The sequence below is a fragment of the Cytobacillus sp. IB215316 genome, from assembly GCF_033963865.1.
GTDB lineage: Bacteria > Bacillota > Bacilli > Bacillales > SM2101 > Nanhaiella > Nanhaiella sioensis.
In genome coordinates, this window is record NZ_JAXBMC010000001.1 from 345,506 (window position 1) to 359,653 (window position 14,148).

At 35.4% G+C, this 14,148-nt stretch carries 13 protein-coding genes and 1 other annotated feature; all 13 genes read left to right on the forward strand.

Going from position 1 to position 14,148, the window contains the following annotated elements; genetic code table 11:
- Positions 1 to 93 precede the first annotated feature (93 nt).
- The 13 genes from SLH48_RS01530 to mltG all read left to right on the forward strand — a co-directional run bounded on the left by SLH48_RS01530 (position 94) and on the right by mltG (position 13,860).
- Entirely contained in the window at positions 94 to 1,239 is a 1,146-nt protein-coding gene (locus SLH48_RS01530) for a cysteine desulfurase family protein (protein WP_320256778.1), read from the forward strand.
- Positions 1,240 to 1,269: 30 nt separating this feature from the next.
- Positions 1,270 to 2,382: a tRNA 2-thiouridine(34) synthase MnmA gene (gene mnmA / locus SLH48_RS01535; RefSeq protein WP_214480400.1), complete on the forward strand. Its 1,113-nt coding sequence runs from the start codon at positions 1,270 to 1,272 to the stop codon at positions 2,380 to 2,382.
- Positions 2,383 to 2,593: 211 nt separating this feature from the next.
- On the forward strand, positions 2,594 to 3,247 hold the full coding sequence (locus SLH48_RS01540; RefSeq protein WP_320256779.1) for a tetratricopeptide repeat protein: 654 nt from the start codon (positions 2,594 to 2,596) through the stop codon (positions 3,245 to 3,247).
- A 267-nt stretch (positions 3,248 to 3,514) separates the two neighbouring features.
- Positions 3,515 to 5,884 (forward strand): ATP-dependent RecD-like DNA helicase, encoded by a 2,370-nt coding sequence (locus tag SLH48_RS01545; protein WP_320256780.1) that lies wholly within the window; start codon positions 3,515 to 3,517, stop codon positions 5,882 to 5,884.
- 34 nt (positions 5,885 to 5,918) lie between these two features.
- On the forward strand, positions 5,919 to 6,392 hold the full coding sequence (locus SLH48_RS01550; protein WP_214480397.1) for a PRC-barrel domain-containing protein: 474 nt from the start codon (positions 5,919 to 5,921) through the stop codon (positions 6,390 to 6,392).
- 14 nt (positions 6,393 to 6,406) lie between these two features.
- Entirely contained in the window at positions 6,407 to 6,598 is a 192-nt protein-coding gene (locus SLH48_RS01555; protein ID WP_214480395.1) for a hypothetical protein, read from the forward strand.
- A 26-nt stretch (positions 6,599 to 6,624) separates the two neighbouring features.
- Positions 6,625 to 6,762, forward strand: a complete 138-nt coding sequence (locus SLH48_RS01560) for a YrzQ family protein (protein WP_214480393.1) — start codon at positions 6,625 to 6,627, stop codon at positions 6,760 to 6,762.
- 89 nt (positions 6,763 to 6,851) lie between these two features.
- Positions 6,852 to 7,913 (forward strand): AI-2E family transporter, encoded by a 1,062-nt coding sequence (locus tag SLH48_RS01565; protein ID WP_320256781.1) that lies wholly within the window; start codon positions 6,852 to 6,854, stop codon positions 7,911 to 7,913.
- 38 nt (positions 7,914 to 7,951) lie between these two features.
- Positions 7,952 to 8,239: a binding site (T-box leader), on the forward strand.
- Between the two features lie 263 nt (positions 8,240 to 8,502).
- Complete coding sequence (gene alaS, locus SLH48_RS01570) at positions 8,503 to 11,139, forward strand: alanine--tRNA ligase (RefSeq protein WP_320256782.1); 2,637 nt, start codon at positions 8,503 to 8,505, stop codon at positions 11,137 to 11,139.
- A 79-nt stretch (positions 11,140 to 11,218) separates the two neighbouring features.
- Positions 11,219 to 11,485, forward strand: coding sequence for an IreB family regulatory phosphoprotein (locus tag SLH48_RS01575; protein WP_214480390.1), 267 nt, complete (start codon positions 11,219 to 11,221; stop codon positions 11,483 to 11,485).
- A 4-nt stretch (positions 11,486 to 11,489) separates the two neighbouring features.
- Positions 11,490 to 11,906: a Holliday junction resolvase RuvX gene (gene ruvX / locus SLH48_RS01580; protein WP_214480389.1), complete on the forward strand. Its 417-nt coding sequence runs from the start codon at positions 11,490 to 11,492 to the stop codon at positions 11,904 to 11,906.
- A 12-nt stretch (positions 11,907 to 11,918) separates the two neighbouring features.
- Positions 11,919 to 12,206 (forward strand): DUF1292 domain-containing protein, encoded by a 288-nt coding sequence (locus SLH48_RS01585; RefSeq protein WP_214480388.1) that lies wholly within the window; start codon positions 11,919 to 11,921, stop codon positions 12,204 to 12,206.
- Positions 12,207 to 12,735: 529 nt separating this feature from the next.
- Positions 12,736 to 13,860 (forward strand): endolytic transglycosylase MltG, encoded by a 1,125-nt coding sequence (gene mltG / locus SLH48_RS01590; RefSeq protein WP_320256783.1) that lies wholly within the window; start codon positions 12,736 to 12,738, stop codon positions 13,858 to 13,860.
- Positions 13,861 to 14,148: the final 288 nt, after the last annotated feature.

Genomic DNA, 14,148 nt, shown 5'->3' on the forward strand with positions numbered 1-14,148 from the left:
TACGCATTTCATGGTAGTCTAGCTTCAGCGCCTATCCCCTCGAGGTTCGGGGATGAGCATGTCGCTTGCGCATTTCATTTAAGGAGGAATACAATGGAAAGAATATATCTTGACCATGCGTCAACTTCTCCAACTCATCCAGACGTTGTTAAAGAGATGAGCCCATATATGAGTGGAATTTTCGGTAACCCTTCTAGTATTCACTCCTTTGGCAGGGAAAGTCGCCAAGCCATAGATGATGCTAGACAAACAATCTCTGCTAATATTGGTGCCAAGTCAACAGAAATTATTTTTACGAGTGGTGGTACGGAAGCAGATAATTTAGCTCTGATTGGAGTTGCATTAGCAAATAAACACCGAGGTAACCATATAATTACAACTAAGGTTGAGCATCACGCTATTTTGCATACTTGTGAATATTTAGAAACCCAAGGCTTTAAGGTTACGTATTTACCAGTGAAGGAGAATGGAATTGTTTCTATTGAAGATGTAAAGGCATCATTGACAGATCAAACGATTCTTGTGTCAATTATGTTAGCTAATAACGAAGTTGGTGCAATACAACCTATTAAAGAGTTAAGTGAAATTGTAAGAGCAAATGGTGCGTATGTTCATTCAGATATTGTACAGGGGTATAATTTATTCCCTATTAATGTTGATGACCTTGGTATTGATTTATTATCGGTTTCAGGGCATAAAATTAACGGCCCAAAAGGTGTTGGGTATTTATACGTTCGTTCTGGAGTGAAAATCACTCCAAGTTTACATGGTGGTGAACAAGAAAGAAAGAGACGTGCAGGCACAGAAAACGTGGCGAGTATTGTCGGTCTTAAGCATGCTGTTCAATTAAGCAACAAAGGCAGGAATGAACGCTTTGAGCTATATAGCAACTATAAAAAACAAATGATAGATATATTCAAACAAGAAGAAATTGATTTCAGCATCAATGGAGATCTTGAATTGACTGTACCAAATATATTAAATGTTAGTTTTGCAGGAGTAAGTGTCGAGGCTTTACTTGTTAACTTAGATCTTATAGGTATTGCGGCTTCTAGTGGCTCGGCTTGTACTGCCGGTTCTGTTGATCCATCACATGTTTTAGTAGCGATGTTTGGGAACGGCTCTGAGAGAATACAATCTTCGATCAGGTTTAGTTTTGGTTATGGAAATAATGAGGAAGAAATCCGAAAAGCAGCATATGAAATAACCAAAATTGTGAAACGGTTAACAAAACATTAAATAATATTATATATAAATGAGGTGAAAGTAATGAGCAAAGCTCCTAACGATACACGTGTTGTTGTAGGTATGTCGGGTGGGGTTGATTCTTCGGTTGCTGCATTGCTGTTAAAAGAACAAGGTTATGATGTAATTGGTATTTTTATGAAAAATTGGGATGATACTGATGAAAATGGCGTTTGTACAGCAACTGAAGATTATAACGATGTCATTCAAGTATGTAATCAGATTGGTATTCCCTACTATGCAGTTAATTTTGAAAAACAATATTGGGATAAGGTATTTACTTACTTTTTAGATGAATACAAAGCTGGTAGAACACCTAACCCAGATGTAATGTGTAATAAAGAAATTAAATTTAAAGCCTTTTTAGATCATGCACTAGCTTTAGGAGCCGATTATGTGGCGACGGGTCATTATGCTAGAGTTGCATATCGTAACGGAGAATACAAAATGCTCCGTGGGATAGATGAAAATAAAGACCAAACTTATTTTTTAAATCAACTAGGTCAAGAGCAACTTTCTAAAGTACTCTTTCCTCTTGGTGAAATTAATAAAAGTAAGGTTCGTGAAATAGCCCAACAAGCTGGGTTAGCAACAGCAACGAAAAAAGATAGTACGGGAATTTGCTTTATCGGTGAACGAAACTTTAAAGAATTTTTAAGTAATTATTTACCTGCTCAGCCTGGAGAAATGCAAACATTATCAGGTGAAATAAAAGGAAAGCATGACGGTTTAATGTATTATACGATTGGCCAACGTCATGGTTTAGGTATTGGAGGAAGTGGTGAGCCTTGGTTTGTAGTAGGAAAGGATCTAGAAAAAAATATTTTATACGTTGACCAAGGTTTTCATAATGATTTGTTGTATTCGGACGCAATTTTAGCTACAAATGTAAGTTGGGTATCCGATCGTGAAATAACAGATACACTAAAATGTACTGCGAAATTTCGTTATCGTCAACAGGACAATGCTATTACCGTCCATAGAATAGATGATAATAATGTCAAAATTATTTTTGATGAACCAATTAGAGCAATAACACCTGGACAGGCAGTTGTTTTTTATGATGGAGACGAATGCCTAGGTGGTGGGACAATTGATATTGTGTACAAAAATGGAGAAGAACTAGATTACGTGTAGTAAAATATTTTAGAAAAAGCTTCACCTCGCTTATGCGAAGGTGAAGCTTTTTAGGTGCAATACAACCTCTTGTAATTATACGTTTTAGTAACAATAAAATTCTGTTATGGTTGGATTTACAACTTTGATGAACGTAACAGTGCCATCAAAGTGTATTGAGGCACTAGTATCATTCCTATGCTATACTAATAGCTAATTGGAGGTTTTAAAAATGGTTGATAATAATAAGCTAGGAATTCAATATATGCAAGAAGGAAAATATGAAGAAGCTGCAAAGGTGTTTAATCAAGCTATTGAAGATTCACCAAAGGATCCAATCGCATATATCAATTTTGGGAACTTGCTTTCTGCCTTAGGTGAAAACGAAAAGGCGATAGCTTTTTTTAATAAAGCAATTGAGCTTGATGAAGATAATGGTGCGGCTTATTACAGCACTGGTAACTTACACTACAATAATGAAAAATATGTAGATGCAAAGAATATGTTCGAAATAGCTATGAAAAAAGGTTTAACAAACTCTGATACGTATTTTATGCTAGGTATGTCGTTGTTACAATTAGATCAACCCAAACTTGCTTTACCTTATTTTCAAAGAGCAGTTGAACTAAATGTCGATGATGCCGAAGCAAGGTTTCAATACGGCTTATGTCTTGCGAATGAAAATCTAATTGATCAAGCCATGGAACAGTTTCAACAGGTCATTCATTTAGACCCTAAACATGCGGATGCATTTTATAATTTAGGTGTTGCGTATGCATTCAAAGAAAATGGTGAGCAAGCTTTAGCGATGTTTAATAAGGCATGTGAGATTCAACCAGATCATGTATTAGCTGCTCATGGAAAAAAAATAATAGAGCAAACTTAATGTTTTCATAATAGATATTATTCTTCGGTAATGTTTCTATAGTGATACAACGAGAAGTATTTTGGTACTTTTATCATCACTATATAAAGGAAAGATGCCACGAATTGTAACTTGGTATCTGTCAATTAGATGCAGTACTGTAACAACGCCTTGATTAGTCGCTGTTACATTGTACTAGGACGTGCTTTTATATAGTGTTTTTAGATCAAACGGCAACTCGTAACATACATATTTACGATTCGTAATGAAAGGAGGGAAATGATGCTGATGGAGCAACAGGGAGTGCTGGATTTGTATAATGAAGAGCAGAAGTATATGAAGGGTACACATCTAGTCACCATCTTTCACAATGAAGCCAATCTATATTCAGTCGTTCGCATCCGATTGCAGGAAACGAACGAACAATATACAGAAAAAGAAGCAGTTGTCACAGGTTATTTCCCTCGTATCCATGAAGATGAAACATATATCTTTTTTGGTAAACTGAAGGAACACCCTAAGTTTGGCATGCAATTTCACGTCGATAGTTTCAGGAAAGATCTTCCTCAAACGAAGCAAGGGATTATACAGTACTTATCAAGTGATCTATTTCAAGGAGTGGGTAAAAAAACAGCAAGCAACATTGTCGATGCATTAGGTGAAGCTGCAATCTCAACAATTTTACAAAATCCTTCAGCTCTTGAAAAGGTACCTAAACTTTCAAAAGATAAAGCTCAGCAAATAGTTGATACGTTAAAAGAACATCAAGGTCTTGAACAAATAATGATTGCGTTATCTCAATATGGATTCGGTCCGCAATTATCAATGAAGATTTATCAAGTATACAAAGATGAAACATTACAAATTATCCAAAACAACCCTTACCAGCTAGTAGAAGATGTTGAAGGAGTTGGCTTTAGTAGAGCGGATGAGCTTGGGTATATGTTAGGCATCTCGGGCAATAATCCGCATCGTATAAAGGCAGGTTGTCTTTATATGCTTGATCAGCAATCAATTCAAGAAGGGCATACATATCAATATTTACATCAATTAATTAGGGATGTAAAAGAGTTACTAGAAGAAAATAAGCGTGATTCCATGGATGAAGAAGATATCTCTAGGATTATTACTCATCTGTCGGAAGAAGATAAAATTATTGTTGAAGAGGATAAAGTTTACAGTCCTTCATTATTCTTTTCAGAAAAAGGACTTGTAACAAATATTGGTCGAATATTGAGTCAAACTGAATATGAGGATCAATTTCCAGATTCAGAATTCTTATTGTCGCTAGGTAATATAGAAGAATATCTCAATGTTCAGTATGCACCTTCACAAAAAGAGGCAATTCAAAAAGCCTTATTATCACCAATGCTTTTACTAACCGGAGGACCTGGGACTGGGAAGACGACAGTTATTAATGGAATTGTAAATGTATATGCAGATTTACATGGCTGTTCATTAAACCCTAGTGATTATAATAAAGAAAACCCGTTTCCAATACTACTCGTTGCCCCTACAGGTAGAGCTGCAAAGCGCATGAGTGAAGCCACAGGTTTAAAGGCTGTGACAATACATCGCTTATTAGGTTGGAATGGAGTCGATGGATTTGAACATGATGAAGATAACCCAATTGAAGGAAAATTGTTAATTGTAGATGAAATGTCAATGGTTGATGTTTGGTTGGCAAATCAACTATTTAAATCACTACCTGAATCTATCCAAATGATTATTGTTGGAGATGAGGATCAATTGCCATCTGTTGGGCCAGGACAAGTATTGAAGGACTTATTAGATGCTAATATTATTCCAACAGTTCGTCTAACTGAAATTTATCGACAATCAGAAGGATCCTCAATCATAGCGCTTGCTCATGACATTAAAAAAGGTCAATTGCCACGAGATATTGTTTCGCAAAAAACTGACCGATCTTTTTTACCATGTAGACCTAATCAAGTACTTGATGTTGTATCAAAGGTTGCACAAAGTGCAAAAGAAAAAGGATATAGTGCAAGAGACATCCAAGTTCTAGCACCCATGTATCGTGGGCCTGCAGGTATCGATCAATTAAATAAAATGCTACAAAGTATGTTTAACCCTCCGTCAGATCAAAAACGTGAAATGTCATTTGGCGATGTAGTATATAGAATTGGCGACAAGGTGTTGCAACTCGTCAATCAACCAGAAAGTAATGTTTTTAATGGAGATATGGGAGAAGTTGTCTCAATATTCTACTCCAAGGAAAATACTGAAAAACAAGACATGGTTATTGTAACTTTTGAGGGAAATGAAGTTACTTATACAAAACAAGATTTGAACCAAATCACCCACGCGTATTGTTGTTCCATACATAAGTCTCAGGGTAGTGAATTTCCAATCGTTATTATGCCAGTTGTAAAAAGCTATTACCGCATGCTAAGAAGAAATTTACTATATACAGGTATTACAAGAAGTAAAAAGTTTTTAATATTATGTGGTGAAGAGCAAGCTTTTCGACATGGAGTTAGCCGTAATGATGATGGTATAAGACAAACAACATTATGTGAAAAATTAAGACTGGCTCATGAAGGTGAAATTGACAACGAAGATGACATTCCTTTTATTGTACAAGAAGAAAAATTAATGGAAAACGTTACACCTTATGATTTCATGGATGATTGAGTAACCTAATAATGTTCGGGAAGGTGGGATATCTTTGCGGACATTTTCCTTATTAAAGGGGTTACCAGTTTATTCACATGATGGCAAACAGCTTGGCAACGTCGTTGATCTTTTAGTTCAAGAAGATGGAAAGGTCGCATCAATCGTTGTTGAAGGTAAAAGGCTTTTTCAGAGAGATACTTTTATCCCAATAGAATCAGTTTTATCTTTTGATAATGATGGAATTACGATTAGCAGTTCTACAACAAAATATTCTACACGCCAAGAGAAAAATACACATTACTTAAACACCCACCATAGCTTAGCAAAAAAATTCGTGAAATCTGAAAATGGGGAAGTTCTTGGAATATTAGAAGACGTATTTTTCCAAGAAGAATTGGGCACAATAGAAGGGTATAAAATAACAGATGGTTTCTTTTCTGATATAAGTGATGGAAAAAAAGTAATTAAAAGCAATGACTTTACCGTTAACAAAGATACCATCATTTTTAAAGCTAAGCGGAAATAAAGAGGTGTCGTTTGATGTTAATGTGTCCAAATTGTAAAAATAAAGATCTTGGTAAAATTGGTGTTAACCAATATTATTGTTGGAACTGTTTTATAGAAATGTCAGTAAACCAAGGTATCATTAATACCCATCAAGTTGAAGAAGATGGAACGCTTAGTTCATTGGATGATCTCTTTGGAGAAGAAGATCGTACGATAAATTTGTAATTGACTCTTTCATTAAGGAGGACAAAATGAACAGAACAATTACTGCGTCATTGGTTGCTTTAGGTATGGGGGTTGCTGCATACCAAATGAACCAAAGAAGTGACATCATGTCTCCAAAAAATATAAAGAGAATGAGAAAGAAAGTTGCTAAGATGCTTTACTGACTAAAAGGGGCTGACCCAATTACGGGTTCTGCCCTTTTTAAAAGTTGATATTTTGTAACGATCAGAATTTAATTAGAGGTGGGGTATAGGTGAAGGACATTCGTTTAGTATGGATTTATCGCTTACTTCTCTTTTTATTAATGTTTGTATTGTTATACGTTTTTATGAAGCTTGCGCCGATTTGGAAACCAACGCTAAAGATGATTGCAATTGTAATTACCCCTTTTGTTATTGCCGCATTTATTACTTACTTACTTCATCCCATTATCGAGAAAATCCATCATCACGGAGTTCCGAGGTCTATTGCTATTTTACTTATATATACTTTGTTCTTTGGAGGAGTTGGTTTCGGCTTATATAAAGGAGTACCAATTATTATTGAACAGCTAAAGGATTTAAGTGAAAATGTACCAATATTTATCGAGACGTACCGAGATTGGATTGAGGAAATTCGTGATCAAACATCCCATTGGCCAAATGGATTTCACGATAGAATTGAGGAAGGGCTACAATCAATTGAGAAAGAGAGTGCATTACTAGTTACAAAGTTATTAAACAGTATGAAACGATTGCTGAACTATATTATTTTAATTGCTATCATTCCGTTTTTAGTTTTCTATATGCTTAAAGATTACCCAGATATAAATAAGGCAATATGGTACATAACACCAAAAAAATTTCGTACCCCCGGGAAAGAATTTTTAAAAGGGGTTGATGAATCACTTGGTAATTACATTAGAGGGCAACTATTTGTGTGCTTTGCGATCGGAATTATTGCAACAATTGGTTTTTGGTTAATCAAAATGAAATACCCTTTGCTACTAGGAAGCATCATAGGGGTTACGAATATTATTCCTTATTTTGGACCAATTATTGGTTTAATTCCAACCGTTATTATCGCAGCGACTATCTCAATGAAGATGGTTCTATTCGTATCCGGTTTAGTCCTTGTTTTACAATTTATTGAAGGTAATGTATTATCACCACTAATTGTAGGAAAAAGCCTGCATATGCACCCTATTGTTATAATGTTTGCACTGTTAGTTGGGGGAGAGATTGCTGGTGTATTAGGTTTAATAGTTGCTGTTCCTTTTTTAGCGATACTAAAAGTTACGATACTTCATGCCAAAACATATTTAATGAATCATTGACAAATAAGTTTTGCTTGTCTATAATTCGCATTATAATACGGAAAACGATGACGGATCGAGTATGTTATAGTCCACCTTATGTAATGATAAAATCAGAGAGGAATTTCCCTTTAGGCTGAAAGAAATTCTAGGTGAAGGATAACAGAAAGCTAATCTTGAGTGCAGATAAACCCTGCCGTTTTGCCACGTTACGGCTTATCATGAGTGATGAACAAACATATTTTTCTGTAAGGCGCTTGTCATTTACCAGAAATGGTGTGGAATTTACGCTTTTCGAAATTGTTCATAATCAGGGTGGTACCGCGAGTATAACTCTCGTCCCTGCTTTTGGGATGGGGGTTTTTTATATTTTTAAGGCTGTTTTCGCAATGTTTGTTGTTTTTCGAATTAGTAATAAACACGTACACCACTTTCGTTGGTGGCATCTTTTCTTCTTAAAAAGATGTGAAACGTATTAAACTCTTTTTATTTTCTAATTCGGTGACATTAACAACATAGCTTTCGGAAAGAGCCATTATTAAAGTGTGTTCAATTAGTGAAATATTTTTTTCAGTGCTTTATTGAACAATTTCTAAAAGGAGATATTAACATGAAGAAACTAAACTCTGCAGAAGTACGCCAAATGTTTTTAGATTTTTTTCAGGAAAAAGACCATGCAATAGAACCAAGTGCTTCATTAGTGCCACATGAAGACCCAACGCTGTTATGGATAAATAGTGGTGTTGCTACATTAAAGAAATATTTTGATGGCAGAGTTATTCCAGATAACCCTAGAATTTGTAATGCCCAAAAATCGATTCGAACAAATGATATCGAAAACGTTGGGCAAACAGCTCGTCATCATACTTTCTTTGAAATGTTGGGGAATTTTTCTATAGGAGATTATTTTAAAAATGAAGCAATTCATTGGGCATGGGAATTCTTAACAAGTGATAAGTGGATAGGGTTTGATCCAGAAAAGCTCTCTGTCACGATCCACCCAGAAGATGATGAAGCGTTTGAAATATGGAATAAGGAAGTTGGTGTTCCGAAAGAACGTATAATTCGATTAGAGGAGAATTTTTGGGATATTGGTGAAGGGCCAAGTGGACCAAATACAGAAATTTTTTATGATCGTGGTGAGCAATTTGGGAATGATCCCAATGACCCTGAATTATTTCCAGGTGGAGAAAATGAGCGCTATTTAGAAGTATGGAATTTAGTATTTTCACAGTTTAATCATAATCCTGATGGATCTTATACTCCTCTACCAAAGAAAAATATTGATACAGGTATGGGACTTGAACGCATGTGCTCAATTATCCAAGATGTCCCAACCAACTTTGATACGGATCTTTTTATGCCAATTATAGAAGCGACAGAGCATATCTCAAATGAAAAATACCGTCAAGACAGTTCAAAAGATGTTGCATTTAAAGTAATTGCTGACCATATTCGCACAGTTACTTTTGCTGTAAGTGATGGTGCACTTCCATCAAATGAAGGAAGAGGTTATGTATTGCGTCGTTTATTACGTCGAGCTGTGCGTTACGCAAAGAAAATTAATATCCAACGACCGTTTATGTTTGAGCTTGTACCAACCGTAGCAGAAATCATGGTTGATTTTTATCCAGAAGTAAAGGCGAAAACTGAATTTATTCAAAAAGTTGTGAAAAATGAAGAAGAACGTTTCCATGAAACGCTTAATGAAGGCTTAACGATTTTAGCTAGTGTAATTAAAAAAGAGAAAGAAAATGGCAGTGATACAATCTCTGGAACAGATGTGTTTCGTTTATATGATACATACGGTTTTCCAGTTGAGCTTACTGAGGAATATGCAGAAGATGAACATATGAAGGTTGATCATGCAGGATTTGAAAAAGAGATGGAGCTCCAAAGAGAACGAGCTCGTGCTGCTCGTCAAGATGTTGATTCAATGCAAGTGCAAGGCGGAGTGTTAGGTGACGTTAAGGTTGAAAGTAACTTTGTTGGTTATGAACAAACAAAGGCTGGAAGTAAAATTGAAATAATCGTTAAAGATGGTGACTTTGTTGAACGTATAGAACAAGGGCAAGAGGCACAAATTATCGTTGATAAAACACCTTTTTATGCTGAAAGCGGTGGGCAGATTGCTGACCAGGGATTATTTGAAAATAAAGATACTGTATTAAAAGTAAAAGATGTGCAAAAAGCTCCAAATGGACAAAATATTCATCATGTTATCGTTGAAAAAGGTACACTACAAAAAGGTCAAGCATTTGAAGCGAAAATAAATGAAGAAAAACGGTTAAATATTATTAAGAATCATACGGCTACTCACCTTCTCCACCAAGCGTTGAAAGATGTATTAGGAAAACATGTTAATCAAGCTGGTTCATTGGTAAATGCTGATCGTCTGCGATTTGACTTTTCACATTTTGGTCAAGTGACACAGGAAGAATTGGATCAAATAGAGTCTATCGTTAATGAACAAATTTGGAAAAGCATTGCAGTTCAAATTGACTATAAATCACTTGACGAAGCAAAAGAAATGGGTGCAATGGCACTTTTCGGTGAAAAATATGGAGAGGTTGTACGTGTTGTTCAAGTAGGTGACTACAGTTTAGAGCTATGTGGTGGTTGCCATGTACCGAATACCTCAGTCATCGGTTTATTCAAGGTTATTTCAGAATCAGGTATTGGTGCTGGAACAAGGCGTATAGAAGCCGTTACTGGTCAAGGGGCATATCAAGTAATTAATGAGCAAGTTCAGTTATTACATGAAGCTGCAAACAAATTAAAAGTAAATCCGAAGGATGTTACGAGCAGAATTGAATCTTTGACATCCGAATTACGTATGGTTCAGCGTGAAAATGAATCCTTATCGGCAAAGTTAGGAAATATCGAAGCAAGTAATTTAGTCAATGCAGTTAAAGATGTGAATGGAGTTTCGATTCTAACGAGTATAGTAGATGCAGCAGATATGAATAATTTACGCTCAATGGTTGATGAATTAAAACAAAATCTAGGCTCAGCCGTTGTTGTCTTAGGTGCTATTAATGATGATAAAGTGAATATAGTAGCGGGTGTTACTAAGGATTTAATTCAAAAGGGCTACCATGCCGGCAAATTAGTCAAAGAAGTAGCTACACGCTGTGGCGGTGGCGGTGGTGGTCGACCTGATATGGCACAAGCAGGTGGAAAAGACCCTAATAAACTTGAAAGTGCATTAAACTATGTTGAAGAATGGGTTAAATCCGTTTTATAATTTATATATTTAGTGTACAATGTAAGTATGAAAAACTTGACAGATTCAACAGTCGGATCTTGAGGGTGAGGTGCATATAATGAGCTCGTTCGATAAAACAATGCAATTTAATTTTTCAGAAGAACCTGTCGAAACAAATGTAAAAGATGTACTTTTTACAGTTTATGATGCTTTGCAAGACAAAGGTTACAATCCAATTAACCAAGTTGTAGGATATTTATTATCTGGCGATCCTGCCTATATTCCTCGTCATAAAGACGCTAGGAACATTATAAGACAAATTGAACGTGATGAATTGATTGAGGAGTTAGTTAAATCTTATTTAGAGCATCACCGTAAGGAGTAAGTATATGCGAATCCTTGGATTAGACGTCGGTACTAAAACGATAGGGGTAGCTGTAAGTGACGAAATGGGTTGGACTGCCCAAGGTATCGAAACAATAAAAATCGACGAAGAGAGAAATGAATTTAGGTTGGACCGTCTAAAAGAACTCATTCAACAATATGAAGTTCAGAAAATTGTTGTCGGCTTTCCTAAAAATATGAATGGTACAGTTGGTCCAAGGGGAGAAGCTTGTATAGCATTTGCTAAATTGATGGAAGAAACATTTCAGCTTGAAACCCAATTATGGGACGAGCGTTTATCTACGATGGCAGCTGAACGTGTATTATTAAGTGCAGATGTTAGTCGTAAGAAAAGAAAGAAAGTCATTGACAAAATGGCAGCAGTGATGATTTTACAAGGATATTTGGACAGTAAAAACTAATGAGGTGAAAGTATGACACATAACGAAGATCAAATAACGGTAGTAGATGAAAACGGGAATGAACAGCTATGTAAAGTGCTTTTTACATTTGAAAATGCTGAATTCGGTAAATCATATGTACTTTATTATCCAGTTGGAGCAGACCATGATGAAGATGAAGATATAGAAATTCATGCATCAAGCTTTGTTCCGAGTGATGACAATAAAGATGGTGAATTACAGCCTATTGAAACTGATGAAGAGTGGGATATGGTTGAAGAAATGCTTAATACTTTCCTTGATGAAAACGAAGAAGTGTAAATGTAGTTATTATTACAGATAAGGACCAGGCTGACTCTAATGGTAGCTTTTTAGCTACAAAATAGAGTCGGCCTTATCTATTTTAACAGATAAAAAAGTGAGATTTCTCTGAACTATATTTACTGCATGATGTTTATCATTATTTATGTTTCTTTTCGTAAAATCTGTAGCTATTGTTTTTAAATTAGTGCGTCGTTGAAGATGCCAAGAAAGCTAGATGTATACGTGCGTATAAATCTTAGTATGAAAAGCAACAATCTATGTGAAAACAGTCTTTTTTATTCGCATTGCCTTACCCATCAAAGCCACTTTATCATTTTCCCTGAAGGTAAAACGCCTTCAAATGAATGACCTCAAGGCTTGTCGAGGATGAGTGAAACACTTATGCTTTATGAAAATTGCGATTACATGATTATTCTACGGTACCACTTAACTCATTTTACCTATTAAGATTAGAATAATTTTGTAAGCAAATGGCGAATGATAAAAAAAATGTAGTATAATAGTTCGAGTGAAAGGAGGACTCGATATGTCTGAGAAAGAAGCACAGAATGAAAAGCAGGAAAAAATTATAGAACAACATAAAGAAGCTAGAGTTATTAGAAGAATTGTACTTGTTATCACCTTAGTTTTATTAATTGTAATAGCTGGAGTTATTGGAGGCGGCTATGTATATATAAAATCAGCTCTACAACCAGTAGAACCGGAAAATGAGGAAACTGTTAATATTACGATACCGATTGGTTCTTCATCAACTGCTATTGCAAATATTTTAGAGGAAAACGGTCTTATAAAAGATGCTAAAATATTTCGCTATTATATTAAGTTTAAAAATGAATCAGGTTTTCAAGCTGGAGACTATGAATTGAGTCCGTCGATGACTTTTCAAGAGTTGATCGATAGTATTAAAACCGGTGTGATTATACAAGATGTTGTTTTTAAAATAACGATTCCTGAAGGTAAACAACTAACACAAATCGGTAAAATAATTGCAGAGAAAACGAATTATTCTGAAGATGAAGTGATGGCAAAACTTACAGACAAAGAGTATATAGCTACACTTCAATCTCACTATCCTGATCTCTTGACGGAAGAAATTCTAGGTGAAAATATTAAATATCCCCTTGAAGGATATCTCTTTCCGGCAACTTACGATTTTTACAAAGAAGATCCTTCAATTGAGGATATTGTAGAAAAAATGTTAGCTAAAACGCAAGAAGTATTATTAAATTATGATGCAGAAATTGCTGGGTTAGGAATGTCTGCACACACAGTCTTAACGATGGCTTCATTAATTGAAGAAGAAGCTACAGCAAAAACCGACAGAGAACAGATATCTAGTGTATTTTACAATCGAATGGATATTGGTATGCCGCTACAAACCGATCCTACAGTGTTATACGCATTAGGAAAGCATAAGGATCGCGTACTATACGAAGATTTAGAAGTGAATTCTCCATATAACACTTATATGCATGCTGGTTTACCTCCAGGTCCGATTGCTAATGCAGGAGAAATGTCCATCATTGCTGCATTAAATCCAGCAAGTACAGACTACCTATATTTCTTAGCAGCTCCATCGGGAGATGTCTTTTATGCAAAAACACTTGAAGAACATAATGCGCTAAAAGCACAATATATTACGAATGACTAAGAGATCGAACAAATTATATGTATAAAAAGTGGTAATTAAAGGGGGGGCGGAGAATAATTCGCAATCCCCTTGTTGTTATGGTAAAATATATCGAGTTGTTGGGAGTTCTTTTGTCGAACTCTTCTTTTTTTAAGGCTCTTTTCGATCAATTTGTTGTTTTTGTTACTCAATTAGAATCGTAAGAAGTGGTTTTATAAGTTTGTATCGTTTTATACATGCAAAGATCACCAGAACGTTAGATGTAACGGGTTTATATTCTTAGTACGTAAACAACCATCAATGCGAAAA